The sequence below is a fragment of the Parafrankia irregularis genome, from assembly GCF_001536285.1.
In the GTDB taxonomy this organism is placed as follows: domain Bacteria; phylum Actinomycetota; class Actinomycetes; order Frankiales; family Frankiaceae; genus Parafrankia; species Parafrankia irregularis.
Map to the genome: position 1 here is coordinate 163376 of NZ_FAOZ01000009.1, position 23675 is coordinate 187050.

The 23675-nt window shown below is 71.6% G+C and carries 19 protein-coding genes; 4 read left to right on the top strand and 15 right to left on the bottom strand.

All coding sequences use genetic code 11. The features are described 5' to 3' along the window. The first annotated feature begins 87 nt into the window (after positions 1–87). Positions 88–936 (top strand): hypothetical protein, encoded by an 849-nt coding sequence (locus tag AWX74_RS17000; protein ID WP_091277750.1) that lies wholly within the window; start codon positions 88–90, stop codon positions 934–936. Here AWX74_RS17000 and AWX74_RS17005 read toward each other — a convergent pair. Together AWX74_RS17005 and AWX74_RS17010 are read right to left on the bottom strand one after the other, a co-directional pair. Further along, positions 933–2186, bottom strand: a complete 1254-nt coding sequence (locus AWX74_RS17005) for a hypothetical protein (protein WP_091277752.1) — start codon at positions 2184–2186, stop codon at positions 933–935. The two genes, AWX74_RS17000 and AWX74_RS17005, sit on opposite strands and share 4 nt — an antisense overlap. Positions 2187–2233: 47 nt before the next feature. After that, on the bottom strand, positions 2234–3532 hold the full coding sequence (locus tag AWX74_RS17010; protein WP_131799485.1) for a hypothetical protein: 1299 nt from the start codon (positions 3530–3532) through the stop codon (positions 2234–2236). A 127-nt stretch (positions 3533–3659) separates the two neighbouring features. On the opposite strand from AWX74_RS17010, the gene AWX74_RS17015 reads away from it, so the two are divergent. Continuing rightward, positions 3660–4199, top strand: coding sequence for an effector-associated domain EAD1-containing protein (locus tag AWX74_RS17015; protein ID WP_091277755.1), 540 nt, complete (start codon positions 3660–3662; stop codon positions 4197–4199). Between the two features lie 50 nt (positions 4200–4249). Here AWX74_RS17015 and AWX74_RS17020 read toward each other — a convergent pair whose 3' ends face one another. The 9 genes from AWX74_RS17020 to AWX74_RS17060 form a co-directional block, all read right to left on the bottom strand. Continuing rightward, positions 4250–4870, bottom strand: coding sequence for a TetR/AcrR family transcriptional regulator (locus tag AWX74_RS17020; RefSeq protein WP_091277757.1), 621 nt, complete (start codon positions 4868–4870; stop codon positions 4250–4252). A 16-nt stretch (positions 4871–4886) separates the two neighbouring features. Continuing rightward, positions 4887–5879, bottom strand: a complete 993-nt coding sequence (locus AWX74_RS17025; RefSeq protein WP_091277759.1) for an SDR family NAD(P)-dependent oxidoreductase — start codon at positions 5877–5879, stop codon at positions 4887–4889. Between the two features lie 143 nt (positions 5880–6022). After that, entirely contained in the window at positions 6023–7492 is a 1470-nt protein-coding gene (locus tag AWX74_RS17030) for a 2TM domain-containing protein (protein WP_091277761.1), read from the bottom strand. Between the two features lie 135 nt (positions 7493–7627). Continuing rightward, positions 7628–8644, bottom strand: a complete 1017-nt coding sequence (locus tag AWX74_RS17035) for a tetratricopeptide repeat protein (RefSeq protein WP_091277763.1) — start codon at positions 8642–8644, stop codon at positions 7628–7630. Next, on the bottom strand, positions 8625–11126 hold the full coding sequence (locus AWX74_RS17040; protein ID WP_091277765.1) for an Hsp70 family protein: 2502 nt from the start codon (positions 11124–11126) through the stop codon (positions 8625–8627). The genes AWX74_RS17035 and AWX74_RS17040 overlap by 20 nt, the downstream gene beginning before the upstream one ends. Then, positions 11123–11713 carry a hypothetical protein gene (locus tag AWX74_RS17045; protein ID WP_091277768.1) on the bottom strand — a complete coding sequence of 197 codons (591 nt, stop codon included), beginning with the start codon at positions 11711–11713 and terminating at the stop codon, positions 11123–11125. The genes AWX74_RS17040 and AWX74_RS17045 overlap by 4 nt, the downstream gene beginning before the upstream one ends. Then, on the bottom strand, positions 11706–13364 hold the full coding sequence (locus AWX74_RS40770) for a hypothetical protein (RefSeq protein ID WP_091277769.1): 1659 nt from the start codon (positions 13362–13364) through the stop codon (positions 11706–11708). The genes AWX74_RS17045 and AWX74_RS40770 overlap by 8 nt, the downstream gene beginning before the upstream one ends. Before the next feature lie 4 nt (positions 13365–13368). After that, positions 13369–14433 (bottom strand): serine/threonine-protein kinase, encoded by a 1065-nt coding sequence (locus AWX74_RS17055; RefSeq protein ID WP_091277770.1) that lies wholly within the window; start codon positions 14431–14433, stop codon positions 13369–13371. Between the two features lie 226 nt (positions 14434–14659). Next, on the bottom strand, positions 14660–15367 hold the full coding sequence (locus tag AWX74_RS17060; protein ID WP_091277772.1) for a hypothetical protein: 708 nt from the start codon (positions 15365–15367) through the stop codon (positions 14660–14662). A 230-nt stretch (positions 15368–15597) separates the two neighbouring features. Between AWX74_RS17060 and AWX74_RS40040 the strand changes: the two genes are divergently transcribed. Further along, positions 15598–17454: a serine/threonine-protein kinase gene (locus AWX74_RS40040; RefSeq protein WP_091277773.1), complete on the top strand. Its 1857-nt coding sequence runs from the start codon at positions 15598–15600 to the stop codon at positions 17452–17454. Between the two features lie 22 nt (positions 17455–17476). Here AWX74_RS40040 and AWX74_RS17070 read toward each other — a convergent pair whose 3' ends face one another. The 3 genes from AWX74_RS17070 to AWX74_RS17080 form a co-directional block, all read right to left on the bottom strand. Further along, entirely contained in the window at positions 17477–18475 is a 999-nt protein-coding gene (locus AWX74_RS17070) for an NAD(P)-dependent oxidoreductase (protein WP_242666278.1), read from the bottom strand. A gap of 142 nt (positions 18476–18617) precedes the next feature. Continuing rightward, positions 18618–18875 carry an acyl carrier protein gene (locus tag AWX74_RS17075; protein WP_076824793.1) on the bottom strand — a complete coding sequence of 86 codons (258 nt, stop codon included), beginning with the start codon at positions 18873–18875 and terminating at the stop codon, positions 18618–18620. 14 nt (positions 18876–18889) lie between these two features. Beyond that, on the bottom strand, positions 18890–19702 hold the full coding sequence (locus AWX74_RS17080; protein WP_091277775.1) for a ferritin-like domain-containing protein: 813 nt from the start codon (positions 19700–19702) through the stop codon (positions 18890–18892). A gap of 248 nt (positions 19703–19950) precedes the next feature. On the opposite strand from AWX74_RS17080, the gene AWX74_RS17085 reads away from it, so the two are divergent. Beyond that, the gene (locus tag AWX74_RS17085) at positions 19951–21525 is read left to right on the top strand and encodes a long-chain-fatty-acid--CoA ligase (protein ID WP_091277777.1); all 1575 of its coding nucleotides are present in this window, start codon (positions 19951–19953) and stop codon (positions 21523–21525) included. A gap of 117 nt (positions 21526–21642) precedes the next feature. Here the strand turns inward: AWX74_RS17085 and AWX74_RS17090 are convergent, their stop codons facing one another. Next, entirely contained in the window at positions 21643–23265 is a 1623-nt protein-coding gene (locus tag AWX74_RS17090; RefSeq protein WP_242666279.1) for an esterase-like activity of phytase family protein, read from the bottom strand. Positions 23266–23675 lie beyond the last annotated feature (410 nt).

Genomic DNA, 23675 nt, shown 5'->3' on the forward strand with positions numbered 1-23675 from the left:
GACGCGGGCGTTCCACGCGCTGACCGAGAACCCGGCCAGCGCGTTGCGGCAGATGCGGTTCGCGCGTGCGCTCACCCGCACGGTCAGGTGGACAGGCTCTGGTTCGCACCGGGCGTCCAGGCGTCTGCCGAGCTGGGGCGTTGTGCGGGCGTCGTCATCGGCCGGCACAACAGACAGGTCAACACCTCGCAGGTGCGGGTGCGCTCAGTGGACGTCGACGGTGTCGTCGCGACGCTGCGCGAGCAGGCCGTCGACGCCGCCGAGGTGCGACGCCTGGACTCCGAGTACACCCGGCTGAACGCCCTGCTCGGCGGACCGGCCGCCGGTACGCCGGCGGATCTCGCCGCTGTGGGCCTGGAGGCGGTCGCCAACCGGGAGCGGTATGTGGAGATCCAGGAGCGCAGGCTGGCGCGGCTCGACGACGACGCTGCTCTCACCCGTGGTGACAGGGCGGAGGTGTCGCGACAGCTCCACGCCGCTCGGAAGGCGGTCACGGATCTCACCGAGAGCATCGCGGTCTGGCGGGCCGAGGTGGGCGATCTCGCCTCCGTGTCCGAGCCATCGAAGGGCATCCTTCATCGCATCGCCGAGGCGCTCGGGCTCCTCCAGCCCGCTGCGCCACACGCCGGCATCGCTGATCCGCACGTTGCGATCCCCGGCCCGGCAACGCCGCCAGCGATCGACCGCACGGTGGCGGCGCTCGGGGTGGACGGCCCAGAGCTGGCGGTGCCGTGGCTGAGTACCGCCGAGCCCTCGTTCGGGCCGAGTAGGCGGTTGGCTGGGCTGAGCGACATGACGGAGCGGACGGACCAGGTGGTCGACGACATCAGATCCGTTCCGGGACGGCGGGGCATCGTGCCGCCGTCGCTGCGCGATCGGTCCCTGCGTGACGATCTCGACGGCATCGGGGGCATCGGGGGAATCGGCGGTTTCTAGGGGCCACCTTCGCCGGCTGGAGACGGAAGATCGCGCGGCGGTCGCCGCCGACGCAGATCCCGCTCGAGGTCGCGTCGCACAATCGGCGCCAGTTCGGCGCGCAGTCGGGCCTTGATGCGCTCGATCTCCTCCGCTTCGACCTCCGCTCGCAGCTCGCCGCTGATCGTCGCGCGAATCTGCTCCTTCAGCTCCTCACGGACCCGCGCTCGATCGGCGGCGGCCCGCTCGGCGTCCCGCCGCGCCCGCATCCACGGCCCCAGCTCGATGACTCTGCCCGCGCTGACGGTCGGACCGCTCGCGACCTGGCCTGATCCCGCAGCGCTGACCCACCCGCGCAGTTGGTCGGCGTCGAGCAGGTGAACGCTGGTGCCGCTCGCGTCCGTCACGCACAGCAGGGGGCCGAGCAGGAACGACGCCGAAGGCGCGGCGGCGGTGACGAGCAGGAGCCTGGCCAGGGCGTCATCGGGAGACGGGCCTTCCTCGGCGCCCAGCAGGGCGACGCGCTCCTCCACGCGCGCGGAGAGCCCGCTGATCGCCTCCCCGCGGAGCGGCATCCCGCCGCGCAGGGCGATGGTCCGCCGGGTGCTGTCGAACCGCGGCTCGGAGACGTGTACGACCTCGAGGCCAAGAGCGGCCGCAGCCTCGCGGTACAGGCCGAGGACCTCCTCACCGTCGGAGTCGGACGGCGGAACCAGGTGGCCGGGCAGCCACGGCGGCGCCGGAGGCACCCCGAAGGTCTGGGCGGCACCGATCTCCCAGGACGTCCGGTTGAGCTGGGAGATGTCCGCGGTGAGGCGAGGCAGCGCCTCGCGCTCGATCGCTGTCAGCCGGTCGGCCAGATCGCCGACTCGGCGCTGCGTGTCGCCGAGAACCTCGGACAGCCCGAGGACGCGGGTACTGGCGGTCACCTGCTGCTCGGCGAGATCCACCTGTTCGGACCGGAGCTGGTCGAACCGTGCGCCGGACGCGTCGACCCGCTTGCCGAGCTCGGTGAACCAGGCCGCGAGCCGGTCGAGACGCCCGTCGATCGTGGTCAACCGGCTCGCCGTCGCGTCCGGTTGGCCGGCCTGGCGGTCGATGGTGGCCAGCCGTGAGCGTAGGGTCGCCAGCTCGGTGTGAACCTCGGCGAGCTTGCGCTGGTCGTCCCGCAGTCGCGCGTGGAGGTCGCGGACGACCTGCAGTGCCCAGCCGGCGCCGAGGATGATCGCGATCAGAACGAGCAGGTAGACGACGAACAGCGCGGTGTTCACGGCGGAGGATCACTCCTGACGCAGACGGGCCGGTTCGGTCTGACATCTCAGCGGCCGGGGGCGGCGGGCCCGAGGAGCGGTGGGCTGCCAGGTCTGGCGTGCTGAAGCGGAGGAGCCGGCCAGTACGACGGCGCGTCCTCCAACTCGGGCAGCGGTCGCGCGTGCGGTGCCTCGGTGCCCGGCCCGCGCGGAATCCTCGCGGTTCGCGATCTCGGCCCGATCCGGCCGCCCACCTTCGTGGGCCTGCGGTCGGCCAGCTCCGCCCGGTCCACGGCAGTGACCGCGCCACGGTGGCGCGCGTCCTGCTCCTCGGCGATCTTGGCGATTCGCCCGCGCAGTGCCTTGATCTCGGCCTTGATCGACGGAATCCGGTCAGCGTGTGGTGAGTCGGGCCGGCTGGCCCGCTCCAGCCGCCTGGTCTGCAGAGTCAGGCACTGTCGGGCCCGCTCGGCGCGGGCCGTTTCGAGATCCTCTCGACGGCGGACGGTGGTGGTTCCGGGAAGGCGGAGCGAGTCGAGCCCACGAAGCTCCCCGAGGTCGCGACGATCCTCGGAGTCGAGCTTCGCCAGGCTCGTCCTGGCTGCTGACTCCAGCGCTTCTAGCCGCACTCGGATGATCATGCCCCGGACCTCGACGTCCCGGATGCGGGTTCTGGTAGTGGTCGTCTGCCGGTTCTCCGTTCCGATCATGACGCCTCCGGTCCGCCCGAATCCGGCTGTGATCATCCGGGTCAGCTCGGGGGAGCGGGAGAGCGTGCGGCTCATCGCGTCGACGAGCCGGCGCTCCGCGGCGGAGCTTTCCGGCGTGGCGACGAAGTCGGCCAACCGGTAGGCGATGCGCGGCTCGGCCCGGAGGACGGACTCGACCGCGATCTGTGAACGGGTGAGCTGATAGCGGAGGTGAAGCGTCTGGCGATTCCCGTTGCCGATCACGACCCCGCGTGACCCTCGGACACGCACCGAGCACGCACGCACGCGCGCCCGCCCGGGAAGTCCTGCCCGGCCTTCGGCGAAGACAACGCGGTCGGGCCGGCGTGCCGGCGGTGCGGCGACCGCTCGCCGGAACTGTTCCCGACGTACCCAGCTGGTCGGCTGCCTCAGCAGGGCCTCGAACCGGCGCGTGAACTCCGCACCCCGCAGCGCCGGGTCGAAGGACAGGACCGGGCGATCGATCCGGTAGTGGAGATGGGCCTTCTGGACGTTCCGCACGCCAACCATGACGCCGTCGGCCAGCACGTTCACCGTGACGTCGACCGCGTCATGCTCCGCGATCGCACGGACGTGCAGGTCCTCGGCGGCGCCGCGGTGCGCGACCTGGATCAGCTCTTCGTCTCGGCCAGTCACCACGGTCACTCCCGTCGCCACCCTGACCTCACTATTCCAGGACAACCAGCTCCCTATCGCGGAATGGCGGTGAGAATAGGGCGGAACGCCGAGGTGCGGCGGGGAGTCAAACAACCCGGAGGTTGGCCGGATGGACGAGCACCTCACGGACGATGAGATCGAGGCACTGGCGGAGACCTTCGGTGATCCTCTTTCGGCCCGCCATGTCCTGGTCGCGGCAGGCCTGGCCGCGGCGCGTCAGCCCAGCTGGGGGAATGCGACCCCGCTGCGGTACTGGCGGGAGGTCAGTGTTCTGCTGGGCGCCGGGATCATCGCGGAAGGGCGCCATCGGGTGCTCGCCGCGGCGGCGGACGTGTTCCCCGGGAACCCGGCCTTCGCCCCGCCGGCCGCGGCCGCCCCTGCGTCCCCACGAATCTCCGCGGGGCAGGCCCGGCCTTCGCACCCGGACAGTGCGACTCGGGCCGGCTCCACCACGTACTACACGACCGTCACGGACTCGACTGTGGTCGTCGGATCCCACAACAGAGTGAGAATGAAGGTCAGGTCGGCACCGGGTGGTCCGGCACCGGGTGGTCCGGCAGATCTTGAGTCGCGGACTCGCTCGCGGTTCACGCGGGTCGCCGCGCTGCTCTGGCCGCGCCGGCCGAGGAGCGCGCAGGACACTCGGTAGCGGGCAGCCGCGGTCGGAGGTTCCGCGGGTTCGCGCCGCGGTGGCGTAGTTCACCCCTGGGGGCCGCGCAGCGACTGCCAGACCCGCTCGGGCAGGAGTTCGATGGCGGCTGCGAGGTCGCCGCCCGGGTCCGCGCCGGTCTGGGCCCCCGCGGCGAGCCAGCGGCGGGCGAGCTCGGCGGGCGGGCCGATGAGCAGCATCTCGACCAGCGGCGCCGGCAGGTCGACGATCCGCCCGGCGCTGGTGTGTGGGCCCAGCCAGGCCATCAGGCGGTCCAGTCGGACGGCCTTGGCGCGGGCGAGGGCCGCGGCCTGCTCCGGCGTCCTCGGCGCGAAGCCGGAGAGGTGGATGACCCGGGCCGCCGCCGGCTCATCGCGTACGAAACCGAGGTAGCCGACGACGGCGGCACGGATGCCGGCTGCCGCGCCATCGGCCTGCTCGACGGCGGGCACGAGGCGGTCGAGCAGCCGCATCAGGCACCGTTCGTAGAGCACGGCCGCCAGGCCGTCGAAGGTGCCGAAGTGGTGGTAGAGGCTGCCGAGGCTGACCCCGCTCGCCGCGGTGACCGCGGTGACGGTGAATCCACCCGTGCCTCGGCTCGCGAACACGTCGAGTGCCGCGGTGAGCAGGCGTTCGACGGTTTCCTCGCCGCGCGGTTGTCTGGGTGCCATGGCGGGCCCGAGGATCTCACATGGCCGCCGGGTAGGCCGACGGGTCGTCGCGGACCCCGGTCAGCTCCGCGGCCTGCACCCACAGCCTCCGGGCGAGCTCGACGTCGTCGAGCGGCGGCGCCAGCGGCGTCTCCTGGTCGATCTCGAAATAGCGCCCGGTGACGGCGCCGAGGCCCGGCCCGCCGCTGACGACGGGCGCGGCGTCAGCGCCGGCCTCCGCGTCGAGGGCCAGCCGGGTGACGGGGGGTGCCGCCTGCTCCACCGGCGTCCAGAACCGCTTGGCAGCTTTCAGGAGAAGGCCGAGCGGGCCGCGCCGGTCGCCGAGCCCGGTGCGGATGACGCCCGGGTGCACGGCGTTGATCCGGATTCCGGTGCCCGCGTTCTGCCAGCGGCGGGCGAACGGCGCGACGAGCGCCAGGTTGCAGGCCTTGGTGGTGGCATAGGTGCGGATCGGGTGGAAGTCCGCGCCCTGCGGGGTCCGGTCGAGGTCGATCCGTGCCTTGACGTAGAGACCGGCGCTGACCTGAACCACCCGCGCGCGGCTGGCGGCGAGGCGCTCCTGGAGCAGGTGGTTGAGCAGGAACGGCGCGAGATGGTTCGTGGCGAACGCCTGTTCCAGCCCGTCGGCGTTGAGGATGCGGGAGGCAGGCCAGATCCCCGCGTTGTGGATCAGGATCTCCAGGGTGGGGCAGGCGTCCAGCACGGCGGCGGCGGTGGCGCGTACGCCGGCGACGTTCGACAGATCGCCGACGACCAGGCCGACCCGGGGCAGCTCCGCGTCGCGCCCGGCAGCGGCGCCCCCAGAGCCCCCGGAGCCGCGGGCGTTCCGGGCCCGCCAGTCGGCGTCGAGCCGAGCCCGGGCCTGTTCGCCGCGCGCGGGATCGCGGGCGACGAGAACCACCCGCACGCCCGCGTGCAGGAGCTGGCTCGCCACCGCGAGGCCGATCCCGCGGTTGCCGCCGGTCACCACCGCGGTGGCCGTGAACGCCGCCGCTTCGTTGTCGCGCATGGTGGGACGCTAGCAAGATCTAGAATATTTTTCTAGAAAAAAGTTCTAATCGAAGGTCTGTGTGCAGGACGCCCCGCCACCGTCCCTGGAAGCAGGGCGATGGCGGGGCGGACGGAGGACTGGAGCTGACGCCCCGGCCTGCCTCAGGGGCTGATCAGTGGTCTGAACGCGGCCTGGACATCGCCGTCGGACGGGGTGACGAACTTCTTCGTCCCGTAGCCGTAGATGAAGTACGGGCAGCTCGATCCGCTGATCTCCACGCGGGTGTCGCTGATGAGCTGTCCGGTCCGCAGGTCGTAGACGCGCACCGGCACCGCCTCCCGGTGGAACGTCACGTTCCCGACGTTCTCATACGGGCAGGTCTGGACCGCGGCACCGTACTCGGTGTCCCCGGCGCAGATGACCCGGGTCGCGTCATTCACGTCGGTGGTCCGCCATTCCCCGGGGAGCTTGTCGATGTAGTCGGAGGCACCGAAGATCATGGCGCGGCCGGGCCCGCCGGTGCGGGCGGTCAGGTAGGGCGCCGGCGAGGAGCAGTACGCGGGCAGGCTGCCACTGCTCCGCGGGACCAGGGAGGCACGGACCTGGTCCAGATTCCGCTGCAGGTTCTCCAGCGCGATGGCCTTGTCGATCTGCGCCACCTTCTCCCGGGCCTGCCCGGCGAGTTCGTGGTTCGGGTACCGGTCGACCAGCGTCTGGTAGGCCGTTCGGGCGCCCGCCCGGTCCTGGGCCACCTCGTCGTCGCCGCATTCGAGCAGTGCCGCGGGGGCCAGCCGGCGAACGACCTCGGCCGCCCTGCCCGCCGACTGCCGGTCGGGCAGGGCGGTGGCCAGCCAGTCCAGGACGCGCACGGTGACGCAGGGGTCCCTGGTCGGCAGGCCGTCGAAGAACCGGTCCACAGCCGTCTGGACCATGCCCTGGTAGTCCGGTGACTGCGCGCGGATGCCGACCAGTTCCTCGAAGCCGGCCTCCAGCATCTCGACCGAGCTCGACCCGGGGGTGCGCCCGGTGGTGAGCTTCGCGGAGCTGAGGCGTACCGCCGCACACGCCGTGATCATGTCCTCGCCGTCGGAGCCGGGTGAGATGGCGACCATCCGGTGCGCCGGTGACACCCGGTCGACCGCGGCCTCCACCCGACCGCAGTCGCTGGCCTGACGGCCCTCGGCGACCGCGTTGTCGATCCGCTCGACGTCGAGCCGCAGGAGGACCGCCGTCAGCAGTACCGGCAGCGCGGCTCCGAGGGCGACCGACCGCAGTCGCCACGACCGGCGTGGCCGCGGCCCGCCAGGTCCGGGCTCCGGTTCGGACCCGTCGGGTCCCGCCTCGCGCCGGCGCCCACGCGGCCATCCGCCCGCCAGGTACCAGCCGTGCGCGACGAGCGCCAGCCACCAGCCGAGCAGGACGAACGCGAACCAGAGCACCTGCGCTGACGAGGCGAAGATGATGACCAGCTCGGCCGTGACCAGCGTGGTGACGACGGCGAGGTTCCGGCGGCCCAGCATCAGGTAACCACCGCCGAGCAGCGCCGCGTTGGCCAGCGCCACGGCGACCGGGTCGTGGGACCTTTCCACCGGGGCCGGCGCCGGGGCCGGCGTCGGCTTGGCCTGAGGCATGGGTGGGCGTCCTTTCTGTGTTGCTCTGCTCTTCGGTGTCTGCTGCTCTTCGGTGTCTGCTGCTGTTCGGCGTCTGTTGCTCTTCGGTGCCTCGTGGTCTCGGACGGCGGGGGCGCCGTCGGCGTCGCCGTCGCCTCAGGCGGGCGGGGTGATGCGCAGGGTCACCGTCCGGTTGCGGGGGTCGCCGGTGGTGCCGTCGGAGTACGGCGCGACGGCCGTGTCCGCCGCGGAGATCGTGAGGGCGGCGGCCGGGACGCCGGAGTCGCGCAGGGCCAGCGCGGCGGAGGTGGCGCGAGCCCGCCGCAGCGCGGCGTTGTCGGCGAACGGGCCGCCGGCGCGCACCGGCAGACCGTCGCTCTGCCCGACGATCTCGACGCCGACGCCGGGTATGGCCGCGAGCCGCGCCCCCAACCCGGTGAGTGCCGTGCGGCCCTGCGGCCCGAGGCTGTCGCCAGCGGTGAAAAGCGGGTCGTGGAAGACGACCACCACCTGGCTGCCTGCCCTGATGACGTCGGCCTCCGGGCCGGTGAGGCTCGCGGCCAGCTCTCCCGCCGGGCCCATCGGCACGGCGCCCGTCGTGGTGGTGACCGCTATGGGCACCGGGGCGGGTACGACCGCCGCCGGGGAGCCGGCGGACTCCACGGAGTCGTTCTGTTCGTCGCCGATCCACCAGCCGCCGCCGAAGGCGAGCACGACCAACAGCCCGGCGGCGACACCGCCGCGCAGCCGGTTGCCGGCGCGGCGGCCGCGCAGGCGCTCCAGCCCCGCGACCGCGCCGTCGGCCGTGCCGTCCAGGGCGAGCGCGGCCCGCCAGTGGCGCTCGGCGTCGTCGAAGCGCCCCTGCTGTGCGTGGATCCGAGCGAGCAGGTCGTGTTCCGCCGCGGTGTGGTCACGGCCGGCTGCCAGCTCCGTGAGCAGCCGTACGGCGTCGGCATACCGGCCGGATCGCGCCAGCGCGGCGGCCTGCCCCCGCATGATCTCGCCGAGGAGAACGGCCGGTTCCGCGACGGACCTGCCCCCGACGCCACCACCTGCGGCCACGGCACGGCCAGCCATGGCACGGCCGGCCACGGTGCCGGTGGCGATGGTGTCCGTGGTGACGGTGTCCGTGGTGATGGCGTCGGCGGGCAGGTCAGCGGCTCTTGTAGACATTGCTGAAGTCCTCGCTCTCGGATCCCCGGTCGGTGTCCGGAAGCAGCTCGAGAAGCTGGCGGATCACCGCCCGGAGCCGTTCGGTGTCGTTGGCGTCGACGGCGCGCTGCCCCTCGGTGATCAGGCGGTTGGCCAGTGCCTGATCGCGCAGCTCGGCGCGTCGTTCGACCAGCTGGGAGAACCTGGCCATCACCACGGCGCCCGTCTTGCGGTCGACCATGATGGCCAGGTGGGCGGTCAGCTCGTCGACGAGGATCCGAAGGTGGGCGGCGTCCCGGCCGTCCAGCGCGCGGCGCACCTCGGCGGCGATCCGCTCGTGCCGCTTGCGGTCCTTGGCGTCGCCGTACTCCTCGATCAGGCCGGGGGCGTCGGCCAGCACCCGGTTCGCCAGCTCCACCAGGGACGGCCACTCCAGCGCGTGCTCGACGTCGTCGAGCTTCGCCCGAAGATCCAGCATGCGCTTGCCGGCGGTGCTCGCCGCGTCCGTGTCGCCGTGCTCGGTGGACGCCACGTCGTTCTCGATCTGGTCGACGACCTGCTCGTCGTCCAGTGCGTCGAGGATGGCCTGTGCTGCCGGGTCGCCGGTGCGCCGGGCGCCGGAGCGCAGGTCGGCCAGTCGGCGCCGCTCGGCCTCCAGCGCGCGGCGAAGCTCGGCCGGGTCCGGGGCACGCTCGGTGGTCAGGTCGTGGACCGTCTCGAAGTCCTCCTCGAGGATCGGGACGAAGGCCCTGGTGGTCACGAGCCGGGACCCGTCGATCTCGATATCCACCTCGATCTCGCTGTTGGGCGGGATGTCCCGCGCCACCTCGGCGGCGAGGATCTCCAGGGAGCCCACCTGCCGGTTGCGGTCGGCCCGGGCGTGCTCTCCCTCCAGGATCGGGATCCGCAGCAGCCCACCCGACTGGCCGCGGACCAGCCGTACGGTGCTGCGCAGGATCTCGTGGCCGCGGGCCGGGATCCGGGTGCCCTTCTCCAGCAGCCAGGCGACCTCGTTGCCGGACAGACCCACCCCGATCGAGTGGGTGAGGGTGGCGGCCGGCGCGACGACACCGAGGGTGTAGGTCAGCTCCGAGGGCTGGATCCGCTCCCCGCCGCCGGTCGGGCTCTCCAGCACGATGCTGTAGACGTTGCGGCGCTCGGGCTCGGCGCGCAGCGTGGTGACGAACGAGCCGGTGGCCGGAAGTGTGATCTTCCCGCTGCGCCACGGCGGGCGGGCGTCGGCGTTGACGAGCTCGATGGTGAAGCCCTCCAGGCTCCGTCCGGACGGCCCCCGGACGACCCCGCCCACCAGCGGCGTCGGGTCGGAGCCGATCGGCTTGTACTCGAGGTCGACGGTGAAGGAGACGTCGGGGCGGGTCGGCCCGACCGGCAGGCGCTGCGTTCCGGCGAAGATGGCCGCCCCGCGGGCCACCACGGTCATCGGGTCCTGGCTGACGTCCAGCTCGATGCCGAGGCCCTCGGCGAGGCGCCGACGCAGGTACGGCATGAGGGTGGGGCCGCCGACGAGCAGCACCCGGTCGATCTTCTCCGGCGCGAGCTGGCTCTCGGCCAGCGCGGCGTGGCAGATGTTGACCGCACGGGCGACGAACGGCTCGGTCAGCGCCTCGACGTCCGCGGCGTGCAGCTCGTGGACGAACTCGACCGGGTTCCCGTCCGCGTCGGTGCACAGCGGCGGCTCGCTGATGTCGATCAGCGCCGTGGGTGACGAGGAGAGCTCGATCTTCGCGTTCTCCGCCGCCGCCTTCAGCTTCGCGATCGCCTGGGCCCAGGTCGGCTCACCACGGCCGAAGCCAGGCAGTGAATGCTGCCGGAGCAGCGCCGGAATCAGCAGCTGCTCGACGATGGCCCAGTCGATGAGCTTTCCGCCGAGGAAGTTGTCGCCGCGGTGGTTGACGATGTCGAACTCGCCGTCGCGGATATGCACGATGGACGCGTCGAACGTGCCGCCGCCCAGGTCGAAGACGAGTCGGTAGATGTTGTCCTCGTCGCGCTGGAAGCTGTAGGCGAGGGCGGCCGCGGTCGGTTCCTGCAACAGCGGTGACAGCTCCAGGCCGGCCGCCTCCGCGGCACGCCGGGTGGCGTCGGTCTGGTTCAGCTCGAACGCGGCCGGCACCGTGATGACCGCGGCCCGGATCTCCTCGCCCATCTGCTGTGTCACGTTCGCCCGCAGCGCGCGCAGCACATGCGCGGAAAGCTCCTCCGGGCTCAGCGCGAGGCCGCTGTTGGCGAAGCTCTTCGCCTGGTCGCGCAGCCCCATCCGCAGCTTGAACTCGGCGGCGGCGTTCGCCGGGTCGGACTCGACACGCTCACGTGCCCGGGCACCCACATGAATGCGCCCGGTGCGGTCGGCGAACACCGCCGACGGTGTCGTGTCGTGACCGAAGGCGTTCTTGACGATGCGGGCATCGGTGCCGTCCAGGACCGCGATCGCGCTGTTGGTGGTGCCCAGGTCTATGCCGAAGTCCATCGTCGAGCGCGTCATCGTTCCTCCGGTCCGCTGGAAGGTTCCTCAACAGGGGTGCCGACGACGACCTCACCGGTCTGCACCCGCTGGCCGTGCAGATAGACGGTGGGCCGCAGGGTTTCCAGGACGGTCTCGCCGGTCAGCCCGGTGGTCCGCTGGAACTCCAGGACCTGCAGGTCGAGCCCGGAGTCGTACGGGATGCGGTCGTGGTCCTGGACCTCGACACCCGCCGCGCCGAGGGTGCTCCACAGGGAGTCGAGCTGCCGTTGCAGCCGGCGGGTGTCACCCGACCGGCCCCCCGCCGGGCCGGCACCGGCACCGGCACCGGCCGCGGCCGCGGTCGCGTCGAGACGGCGGCGCAGCCGCCACAGCCCGGTGGCGAGCTCGGCCACCGCCGAAGGTCGCAGCGTGCCCGCGGCAGCCGCACCTTCCGACTGCGCCACGGCGGGTGGCTCCGGTGCCGGCTGCTCGGCGGACGCGGGTCCGTCCTGCAGGGAAGCCCACAGCGCGTCGGCCCATTTCTCCGGAATCGACGGCGGGGCGATGCGGAAGGCACGCGGATGGCGCCACTGGCGCAGACCGTCGGGCCACCGGCTGTCAGACATTGCCAATCCCCAGAGGTTTCTCGCCGCGGTTCCAGCCGCGGGCAGTCAGGTCCTTCAGGACGGGAAAGGAGTCCAGCCGCGCTTTCTCCCGGCGCCCGGCGGGCGCGACCGCGGCGAGCACGTCGACGAGGAGCGCGGCGAAGGCGGCGAACACGGCGAGGGCGATGAAGCCGCCGCCGGAGCCGGGGAAAAGCATGGTGGGAATGCTGATCGCGACCAGGAGGTAGAGGGCGCAGCGCAGCACGGCCGCACCCTGCCGACGCGTGGTCCGGCTCTCGCAGGACGAACAGCGCGGCACCGTGACCTTCGTGTTGCGCCAGCTCACCCGCGGATAGGTCCGGGTGATGTCGCCGTGCATCCAGATCTCCATCGCCGCGGAGACGCCCGGCTCCTTCTCGCAGAACCAGCACGTGAACGACTGCGTGGCCGCCTCCAGGATCCGGCGGTTCTCGGCCAGCCGTTCCCGGACCGTCTCCGACGCCGCGACCCCCTCGGCGCGGACGGTCGCCGCGGACATCCGCTGCTGGTCGCGGACAGAGCTCTCCGTCGGGGGCTCCGGCCGGTCCCGGGCCTGGTCGAACGCGAGCAGGCAGGTCAGGGTCTCGACGGCCACCCGGTCGCGGGTGCGTACCCGTGACGACTCGTCAGCGGGCAGCAGCAGGTCCAGTCGCTCGAGTGCGCCCGTGGACTCGGCGAGGATGCGCTCCGCCTGCGCCAGGCCCTCATTGCGGGTGCCGTTGGCCACCCCCACGGCGCTGTCGCACAGCCGGTCGATCTCGTCGGCCCACGGTGCGCCGGCCGTGCGCAGGGCGGCGCCCAGGGTCTCCTCGGCGTCGCTTCCCAGCCGCGCGCCGCGCATGGCCGCCAGCTGCCGCTCGGCCCGGTCACGCTCGCCGGCGGCGATGGCCTCCGCCGCCAGCCCGGCACCGATCGACAGCAGCGCGGCGGGCAGCCCGGTGCGGATGGTGTCGGCCAGGTCAGGGTCGAGCCGGGCGTCCGCGGCGCGGCGGATACGCTCCTCAAGACCGCTCCATACCTGGTGGTCGCGCAGGACGTCCCCCCAGCGGCGGTAGACCAGGACCCAGTCGGGTGGTTCCGAGCCCGGGGTCAGCTCGGCGTCCAGCGCCTGCAGGTGACCGAGCACCGCGACGTTGTGCAGCGCGTTCGCGGCGTCCGGTGCGGGTACCTGCCGATCACTGTTCTCGGCCGTGGCGGCCCACAACCTGGCCGCCGCATGGGTGTCACCGGCGGCCAGGGCGGCCAGCGCCGGATCCTCGCCGGTGCCGGTGCCGGTGCCGGTGCCGGTGCCGGTGCCGGTGCCGGTGCTGCGGCCGTCGCCGTCGCCGGAGCTGCCGCCGCCGCCAACCGGCCAGAACCAGAAGAACTCGTCGACAAGCCGCTGGCGCGGATCAGCGAGCCGGTCGAGAGCGGCCCGGATGTCCGCACTGGACGGCTCGGGCCGCAGCGGCAGAATGTCCGGTACCGGCAGGGGTGCCCCGGTCTTCTCCAGGATGGCGAGCATGTCCGACTGCCGTCTGATGTCGCGGGCCGTGGCCGACAGCGGGACGCCGGTGAGGCGGAACGCGTTCTGGCGGTAGAGCTGGGCGGACACCCGCCGCAGCGGGGCGAGGTCGGTGCCGTGCGTGGTCATGGCGTCAGCCCCCTGTGTTCTTGCCGGCGGCGATCTCCCCGGCCGGCCCCGGTTCCCGCCCGCGTTGCCGCGGCCGGTCTGCGCGTGGTGTGTCCGCGTGTCGGCTGTCGCGCCCGGTGCCTGTGGGTCCGCTGTCCGTGGGTCCGGTGTCCGCGGGAGGCGGGTCCTTGGGCGGCACATGCCGAGGTGGCCCGTCCTGGCGGGGCGGGTTCTGGCGTGCTGGCCAGGCCTCGAGGTCGGCGAGCATCTCGGCCGCGGACGGGTAGCGCGTCGCGGTGTCGAAGGACAGCGCCCGGACGATGATCGCGTTGAGCAGGTCGTCGACCGCGTACCGCACCTGGTTCGGCGGCACGAGCGCCGTGGTGTCCCAGGCGGCCGTGATCGGATCGCCGGCGGCGCGCCGCGGGTAGGGGAACTCGTCGGTCAGCAGGAGGTAGAACACCGCGCCGAGGGCCCAGACATCGCCCGGCATCGACGCCAGATGGGGGTGCAGCAGTGTTTCCGGCGCCATGAACGCGATGGTTCCCTGCGAGCTGGCCAGCAGCGTCAGCGCGCTGACCTTCCGGGCGAGCCCGAAATCGCTGATCCGGGCCCGGGGCCCGTCCCGGTCGTAGCCGACCAGAATGTTCTGCGGGGTGATGTCGCGGTGGACGATCGGTGGTGATTCCCGATGGGCGACCGCCAGCCCACGGGCGACCTGGCGCATGACGTCGACCGCGACGGGAATGGGCACGAACGCGTCACCGAACGACTGCCGGAAACCGGTCAGTGTGCCGCCGTTGACATATTCCATGGTGAAGTACGCATGGCCGCCGCTGTCCGCCTCGACGGTGTTCGCCTCAAAGACGCGAACGATGTTCGGGTGACCCATCCTGGAGAGCAGCATTGCCTCACCGAGTGCGTCCCGCACCTGCTCCGCGGACATTCCCTCCTGCCGGAACACCTTCATCGCCTGCCGGCCCAGATAGCGGTGCTCGACCCGGTAGACCTCGGCGAAGGCGCCGCGGCCCAGCAGCCGTTCGACGGTGTAGGTATCGCGTATCACCTGCCCGACGCTTAACAGGGCCATACCGCTGTGACCTCCGAGGGCACCACCAGGGTGTTCTTTTCGGCAGGTCGGCGTCGACCGCCGACTTCGGAGAACCTAGATGACGAGCCTGCGGCCGGGTAGTGGAGCGCTACACCCCATGGCCGCACCGGGTCCGGGGGTGGTCCGTGGACCTGTCCGTGCCCTGCGGGCGGCCGCATGGACGGGATCGCCCGGCGTGCGCCCGGCGTGCGGCCGGCGCTCCTGGCTACTGCTGGGCGGGCGGGCCGAGGTCGTCCTCGGTGACCACCCGGTTGAGGATCATCCAGTGGGCCAGAGACTCCCAGTCCGTCAGCTCGGGGACGCCGCGTCGGCTCAGCTCCTGCCGGATGTCGGTGATGACGTTGCGCACATACCTTGGGCTCAGGTTCAGCCGTACGCCGATCTCCTGGTAGGTGGCCGGGCGGGCGTCGCTTCCGCAGCGGGTCAGCAGCGGCCGGCACAGCTCGACGATGATGTCCCGCTGCGCCGGGGTGAGCTGCAGTGGCCCGCCGATCGTCGCTCGGCTTTCGGAAAGCGTGCTGGCGCCGAAGAACCGGCGGTCATAGGTGACGGCGGAGGCGTCGACATGGATGGTGGCGGTCGCCCCACCCTGGCGGGCCAGGACGATGTCGAACTCGGAGAACGGCAGGGATGTGACCGCCGCGCCGGGTTCGATGACCCTGTCCGCTCCGACGGGCGGGCGCAGCGAGAACGGCTTGGACTGGGACTTGTTGTACACCAGGACGCAGTCGTCGAGAACCCGCAGCGAGGCCATGTGCCGTGACAGATAGATGTCATCCGGCAGCTTGATGGTGCAGGCGCTGCTGCGCCCGACCGTGATTTCCGCGCCGCGGCCGGCCCGCCACCGGGTCCCGCCATGTTCGAGTACGACGACGGGCCCTGGCAGCGAACTGCCCATGGCGGCGTTGCTCACCTGCGCGCTCCTGGTCCTCGCCCGGCGGATTCAAATGAAGGAACCGGACCAACTCTAGTCGCCCGCGCGGCCACCCGTCATTGTAACGGGGGCGGTCGGCGTTCGGCAGGGTTAGAAGTACCGTGGTCGGCCGGAGTTGCACCCGGACTTTAGGCGGAAAGACAGGCGCTCCGTGGGTCGCGGGTGGGACGACTGCCGCATGATGTGCTTGTGATGCTCTGGGGCGTTCGATGATGATCGACCGGGCACGGGTGGCCGCTGCCGTGCCCAACTACGTTCTCGGCGAGGATCTCGGTGCGGGCGCGTTCGGGCTGGTGCTGAGGGCCGAGCACCGTCGGATGCGTCGCCCGAGCGCGATCAAGGTGATGCGGGCCCGCGACGCCGGGGGCGAGTGGATCGACTTCGCGGCCGAGGCCCGGCTGCTGGGCAGCCTTGATCATCCGCATGTGGTCCGGGTGTATGACTACGTCGAGGATGACGACCTCCGCCTCGTGGTGATGGAACTGCTGGGCGGAGGCACGCTGAGCCGGCGCCGCAGCCGGCTGACCCCGGAGCAGGCGTGTGCGGTGGGCCTGGCGGTGGCCGCCGCGCTGAGCCACACCCACGACCACAACGTGCTGCACCGCGATGTCAAGGGCGACAACATCCTGTTCGCCGCGGACGGGACGGTGAAGGTCGTCGACTTCGGCATCGCGCGGGTGTTCGAGGGGGCGGCGACCACCGCCAGCAAGGTTGTCGGCACACCGATGCACATGGCTCCCGAACAGATCGAACGTGGGCGCCTGGGCCCGGCGACCGACCTGTACGCGCTGGGCAGCGTCCTCTACCGCCTGCTGACCGGGCGCCCCCCGTTCGACCCCCGGCAGCCGCTGCACGTCCTGTGGCACCAGCAGCTGTCGGCGCCACCCCCGCCCATGCCGGGGGTGGCCGGGCCGGTCGCCGAGGTCGTCCTGCACGCGCTGGCGAAGGATCCGGCCGCCCGGCCGCCGGACGCCGTCACGTTCGCCACCGCGCTCGCCCACGCCGCGACCGAGGCCTATGGCGCGGGCTGGACCGTGCGGGCCGGCCTGCCGCTGCACCTCGACGACGCCGTCCGCCGCGCGGCGGAGGGGACCTCGCTCGGTGGCGTGCGAAGCCCTGGCGCCGCGATCCCGGAGGCCGTGATCCCTGCGGGGGACGAGCCCCCGGCCGCCATCGGTGGCGCCGTCGCCGTCCGCCGTGATGCCGCTGCTGACGGCGCCGACAGCGATCACGGTGATGATGGTGGTGAGGACCGCGGTGTCGGCGCGACGCGGAAGCTGGCACAGGGTGGGAAGCCGGACCTGTGGGACGGTGCGGAGCCCACCGCCCAGGGGCTCGCCCGGCTGAGGGGGACCCTCGGCCCGGACCATCCGGACACCCTGGCGGCGGCGAACAGCCTCGCCGTTCGGCTGAGTGCCCGCGGTGACCACCGGGCCGCCCGCGCGCTGGATGAGGACACGCTGGCGCGGCGCGGCCGGGTGCTCGGGCCCGACCACCCCGACACCCTCACCTCGGCCCACAACCTCGCGGTCGACCTCGCCGAGCTCGGCGACCAGGCCGCCGCCCGCGACCTGTACCGCGAGACGCTTGCCCGGCGCCGCCGGGTGCTCGGGCCCGACCACCCGGACACCCTGGGCACGGCGAACAACCTCGGCATCGTGCTGGGCGCCCTCGGGGACCACCTGGCGGCCTGCGAGCTGGGGGAGGACACCCTCATCCGGCGGCGCCGGGTGCTGGGGGAAAGCCATCCCGACAGCCTGACCTCGGCGTACAACCTCGCTGTCCGGCTCAGCGCCCTCGGGGATCACGAAGCGGCCTGCGAGCTGGGGGAGGACACCTTCACCCGGCGCGGCGCGGTGCTGGGCCCAGGCCACCCGGACACGGTGAAGTCGGCCTACAACCTGGCTGTCTACCTGGGCAGGCTCGGCCGCTACCCGCGGGCGCGGGAGATCGGCGCGGACGTCCTGGCCAGCCGGCTGCGCGCGCTCGGCCCAGAGCATCCCGAGACCCGCGAGGTCGAGGAGGCGCTGCAGTGGTGGGTCGATCAGGAGGCCGCCGGCGGGTGACGCGGACGACTCCCCCGGTGGCTCAGTAGCCGGCGGTGATGTCGACGAGGCCGTGCAGCGGCTCGCCCGCGCGCCAGCGGCGGAGGTTGTCCGAGAAAACATCAAGGCCACGGCTGAAGCCACCTGGAGCCGACCAGGCAACGTGCGGCATGATCCGCACCCGTGGGTCGTGGCGCAGCGGGTGGTCGGCCGGCAGCGGCTCCGGGTGGGTGACGTCCAGGCTGGCGCGGGAGACGACCCCGCTCGCCAGCGCACGGACCAGCGCGTCGGTGTCGACGATCCGCCCCCGGGCGATGTTCACCAGATGCAGGCCGGGCTTCGCGAGGGCGAACGCGGCGTCATCGAGCAGCCGGTTCGTCTGCGGGGTCAGCGCGGCGGCGACCACCAGGTGGTCGGCCTGCCCGAGCAGCTCGGCGAGCGTGTGCACGACCGTCACGCCCGGGACGTCGGAAGGGCGGCCGCTGCGCCGCAGTGCCAGCAGACGGGTCCCGAAGCCGGCCAGGCGGGGTGCCAGGGCCTGGGCGATCGACCCGAAGCCGAGCAGCCCGACGGTGCGGCCAGCCAGCGTGCCCAGCGGCTCGGTGATGTACGGCTCGTTCGTCTCGGCCTCCCAGATGTCCGGGAAGCGCTTCTCGGCGGCGAGGAGCAGGCCGACCGTCAGCTCCGCGATCGCGACGCTGTTCGCGCCTCGGCCGCAGGTCACCGTGCGGCCGGCCAGCCGGTCGAGGGGGAACCCGTCAACGCCCGTCGATACGAAATGCACCCATTCCGCCCGTTCGACGGCATCCAGCGCGGCCGGCGACGGCGAGTTGTTCAGCGACCAGGGCATGACCAGCGACATCAGCGGCCCCGCTGGCGTGGCCGGCAGGGGGTCGCCGCCCAGAATGTCGAGAACCTCGACGTCGGTGCCGAGAGCGGTGCGCAGCGGCTCGACGAACGGTTGCGGCAGCAGTGCCGCGACCACGGCTGCTGCTGCCGGCGGCCGGTCGTCGAGGGGCAGGGCGGGGGACGTCTGGGGCACGAAAACACCCAAACACGCTGGCCGCGTGGGAGCCAACGCCGGCATCGCGTGATCTTCTTCACTTTTCTATCGATAAAATGAAGAAAGCCTACGCCGTGCCGTGCGGAGCGGACCGCACGGCACGACGTCAGGCGGCCGGGTGTCAGACGGTGGCCGTGGCGACCGTCGCGAGCACGATGCGGACGACGTCGTTGATGGAGGCGAGGGTGAAGACGTCCTCGTCCTCGATCTCGATGTCGTAGGCGCGCTCGATGCGGGAGATCATGACGAGGACCTTCATCGAGTCCGCGCCCTCGGCGTTGCGAAGATCAAGGTCTGGGGTGAGCGTGTCGGCCGGCATCCCGAGCTCGCGGGCGACGATGTCCGTGACGGTGCTCAGAACCTCGGATTCGGACGGCATGATCGTCGCTCCGTTCAGGCCGAGAGCTCGGCCATGGCGTGGCGGATGGTCGAGTTGCGGGTGAGGTCCCGGCCCACCGCCGTGCCGAGCATGCGTCGCAGCTTCGCCTGCAGCTTCTCCTGCGCGTCGGGCGGGGAGATCCGCAGGAACACGTCGATCACGTCGTCGACGGTCTCGTGGTCGCGCATCTCCTCGACGCGCTGGTGCTTGTAGACGCCGACCGGGTGGTTCAGCCGCGGGCTGGTCACGTAGAAGTGGATCCTCTCCAGGACCGACTTCAGCTCCTCCGGGTGCTGGGCGAGGCGGCGCTTCAGGTAGAAGAGGAACTCGCGGGCGTGGCCTGCCTCGTCGCGGCTGGCGTTCAGGAAGAGGCCGGCGAGGACGGGCTCCTGCACCCATTCCGCCAGCGCCCGGTAGGCCGTGTTGACGATGATCTCCGAGATGACGTTGGTGGTCAGCGTCGCGCTCGGCGTGATCCCGGCCTCGTACGGCTCGCGCAGCGCCTCGATCTTGTCCTGGTCGATGTGGACACCGACGGCCTTGAGCCAGGCGCGGAACGCGTAGTGGTGCTGCAGCTCCTGGTAGGCCCAGATGGCCACGAAGGCCGAGCAGTCGTAGTCGTCGTGGAACTCGCTGAGGAAGCCGTGCAGCCCGGGAAGGGACGTCGCCTCACCCACGACGACGCCCTTGACGAGGGCCAGGTAAGCCGGCTGGACGAGCTCCTGGTCGATGTTCTCAAGCCCCAGCTCGCAAACCTTCCACTGGAGCCGTTCGTAGTGTTCGAAGACCTCGAAGCTGTGGGACTTCTCGGACGTGGCGGTCGGCATGGATGAACCCTTCGGCGAGCTTCCGCGCGAGCCCCGCGCGGGTTCACCATGGAATGCGCGTCCGATCATCACAACCCTGGATTCGATCTCCCAATCGGCTGATCCGCCCGTGGGGCGGTATCCGCGCGGTGCCACGGACAGCCGCCGCGGTGGCATCGTAGGACCGGATACGGACAACACCGACCACTGATCCGTCCGCTGGTGCGGGCCGTGGTTGATCGAGACCGGCGAGAGGGCGAGGACGAGGCATGGCGAACCTGGCGCAGCTGCTGGAGGACACGGCCGCGACCTACCCGGACCGGGAGGCGCTCGTCCTCGGCCCCGCCCGCGTCACCTATGCCCAGCTGGACGCGGCCGCCAGCCAGGTCGCGAACCTGCTGGTGGCCACCGGCATCCAGCCCGGCGACAAGGTCGCGCTCAGCTGCGTGAACGTGCCGCACTTCACGATCGTCTACTTCGGCATCCTCAAGGCAGGTGCGGCGGTCGTGCCCCTCAACGTGCTGCTGCGGAGCCGGGAGATCGCCTACCACCTCGACGATTCCGACGCCCGCGCGTACTTCTGCTTCCAGGGCACTCCCGAGCTGCCCATCGCGGACGAAGGGTATGCCGGGTTCGTCGAGACGCCCGGCTGTGAGCACTTCTTCGTCATCACGCTCGACCCGGCCGCCGCCTCGCCGGTGCAGGGAACTCCGCAGCGCCCGGTGCGGACCCTCGGGCAGGCCGTCGCCGACCAGCCGGCGACGTTCCGCAGCGTCGAGACCGCGGACGACGACACCGCCGTCATCCTGTACACCTCGGGCACCACCGGCCAGCCCAAGGGAGCGGAGCTGCGCCACCGCAACATGCGTGACAACGCGCTGGTCGCCCGGGATGTGTTCCAGTGTGATCCCGCCCGCCCCGACACCTACCTGTGCGTGCTGCCGCTGTTCCACTCGTTCGGCCAGACGGTCACCCAGAACAGCGCGATCGCGTTCGGGGGGCGCTGCGTGCTGCTGCCTCGGTTCGAGGCGGGCGCGGCGATCCAGATCATGCTGGACGAGCGGGTCACCGTCTTCGCCGGGGTTCCGACGATGTACTGGAGCCTGCTCGACGCGCTTGCGCGGGACCCGTCGATCGACGTCGAGACACTGGCCGGCAACCTGCGCATCGCCATCTCCGGCGGTGCGGCACTGCCGGTCGAGGTGCACCGGCAGTTCGAGAAGCAGTTCGGCGTCACGATCATGGAGGGCTACGGCCTGTCCGAGACGTCCCCGGTCGCCGCGTTCTCGGTGTACGGCCAGCCGCCGCGGGTGGGCTCCATAGGCGTTCCGGTCCGCGGGATCGAGATGAAGCTGCTCGACCCGGCGAGCTGGGACGAGATCACCGAGCCCGAGGGCATCGGCGAGGTCGCCATCCGCGGGCACAACGTGATGAAGGGGTACTACAAGCGGCCCGAGGCGACCGAGCAGGCGCTGCGGGACGGCTGGTTCCGCACCGGTGACCTCGGCCGAAGGGACGCCGACGGCTGGTACTACATCGTCGACCGCTCGAAGGACATGATCCTGCGCAACGGGTTCAACGTCTATCCACGTGAGGTCGAGGAGGTCCTGCTGACCCATCCCGGCGTGTCGCTCGCGGCGGTCATCGGCATCCCGCATCCGAGTCACGGCGAGGAGATCAAGGCCGTCGTCATCCGGGAGAAGGGCGCCACCGTCACCACCGAGGAACTGATCGCGTGGGCGAAGGAGCAGATGGCCTCCTACAAGTACCCGCGTGTCGTGGAGTTCGTGGACGCGTTGCCCATGACCGCGACCGGCAAGATCCTCAAGCGCGAGCTCTCCTGAACGATCGGCACGGGACGCCACGCCTGCGCGCAGGCGCGTGAGCGGAACCGGGTGGGAGCGGAACCGGGTGGGAGCGGAGGCCAGGCGCGGGGTGCAGGGCACCTGACCTCCGCTGGATCAGTGCCGGCCGCCGTTCCTGACGGTGATGGTGACGGTCGCGGTGCTGGTGCCGGCGGGGAGCCTGGTCGTGTCGACCACCAGGAACGCCCCGTCGTCCTGCTGGCCGTTCGGCAGGATCTTGGCCTTCAGCTGGAACGGCGCCGCCGTGTTCGTCACGCCGTTGATACCGAAGTCGTTGTCGTTGGTGATGACGAGCGTCCGCCCGCCGTCGGTCGTCGCGACGCCCTCGACCTTGTCGTGGCCGAAGAAGCCACCGGTCGGGTCGAGGGTGCTGACCAGGCCCGCGACGTCCACATCCAGCTTCTTGCCAACCGGGCGGATGCCGGCCGCGGCCAGCGTCGCCGTCGCCGTCGCGGTGTCGGAGCTGCCGACCGTGGCCTCGATGGTCTTCTGGGCGCTGCCCAGCAGCAGACCGCCCTTGGCCGCGGTGTACACCGCGCCCGGTACTGACGCCTGCGGGCCGACGTCGGTCGCGCCGTCCAGGTCGATCGCGAAGATCTTCTTGACCGCACCGGGCTCGAAGACGCCGTCCCGCTCGGTGACCAGGAACCTCGAGTTGCCGACCGCGGTGATCTCACTGACCGCGCCGACGTTGCGCACCGGGTCGTCCAGCAGGTACAGGTACTCGTGGGTTGCTTTCGTGCGCAGGTTGTAGGTGACGATGCGCAGGGTGGTCACGGTAGCCGGCTTCGGCGTCAGGTCCTTCTGCGCCAGCGCGGACTGCATCATCCCGACGAGCGTCGTGCCGTCCGGCGTGATGGTCAGGCCCTCCATGCCCCGGTTCGGCATCCGGTTGGCGAGCTCCGCGGGCAGCGCGCCGTTGAAGGGGGAGAGGCGCTCGATCGCCTTGCCGTCACGGTCGAAATGCGTGATGTACGGCCCGTACTCGTCGGAGACCCAGAACGTGCCGTCGCGCAGCGCGACCAGGCCTTCGGGGTCGTAGCCGTTCGGATCGGCGGTGAGCGTGTTCCCGTCCAGGTCGAGGATCGTCTCGCCGGTGCTCGCCTCGGTGCTGACCCGCCCGTTGTAGGGCGTGCCGTCGGCGGCGCGCAGCGTGATGGTCCTCTCCAGCACCGCCCTGCCGTCGACGAGCCTGAACTTCCCGATCTTCGGGGCGAAGGACGGCAGCGGCTCGATCTTCACACCGCCCGGGCCGTCGACGTTCGGGCCACGGTCGGTCAGGCCGTAGAACTCGTTCCTGGAGCCGGGCACGGGGTACACGGACGACCCGTAGGCGCCGCCGGAGATGGTGACGCCGCCGATGGTGGCGAGCGGGGCGACCTGTGTCTGGTAGACGCTGACCGCGTCACTGACGGTGTAGCTGAAGCTGTCGGTACCGGTGAAGCCGGCCTTCGGCGTGTAGCTGAAGGAGCCGTCGGCGGCGAGACTCAGCGTTCCGTTCGTGGGCGTGGTGTTCGAAACCAGGGTGACGGGCTCGCCGTTGTCGTTACGAAGGATGCCCCCGGCACGTATCGAGAGCGTCTTTCCGGCCGACACGCTGTAGGTGTCGTTACGAGCCTGCAGCCTTTCGCCGGGACGCGATCCACCCCCGCCGGCCTGGGCGGCACCGGCGACGGCACCGGCGCCGAGCAGTGCGACAGCCAGCGCGCCAGCGGTCACGCTGGTCCGGCTCGGTCGATTCATATGTTCCCCCCCTTGTCGGTCGCGGGCCCGATGGCACGCGCCGTAGAGCTTCTGCCGCCGTGATGGACGCCGGGCATCCCGCAAATGGACCATCCGTAAACCGCGCCTGACATGTCGATGATCGGCAACGGTCTGACCTGCGGTGATTCATCTGTTCCGGCGCGCCCGCGGTGATGGTCCGGTGGCGCTCCGATGCGTTCCCGGTGCGGTTCGGCGGGGCCTCGGGGAGGTGTGGGCGTGACGGCGGCCCGGAGGTGCGCCGCGCGGCCGCGCCGGTCGGTTGTGGCCGGTGTGGCGGTGCACCGGCGCGCCGGTGCCGCGGTGAGGATCTTCGCGGCCTTCCCTGCGGCCGCAGGGAGTCCGCCGGTACCTCTAGATGATTAAGT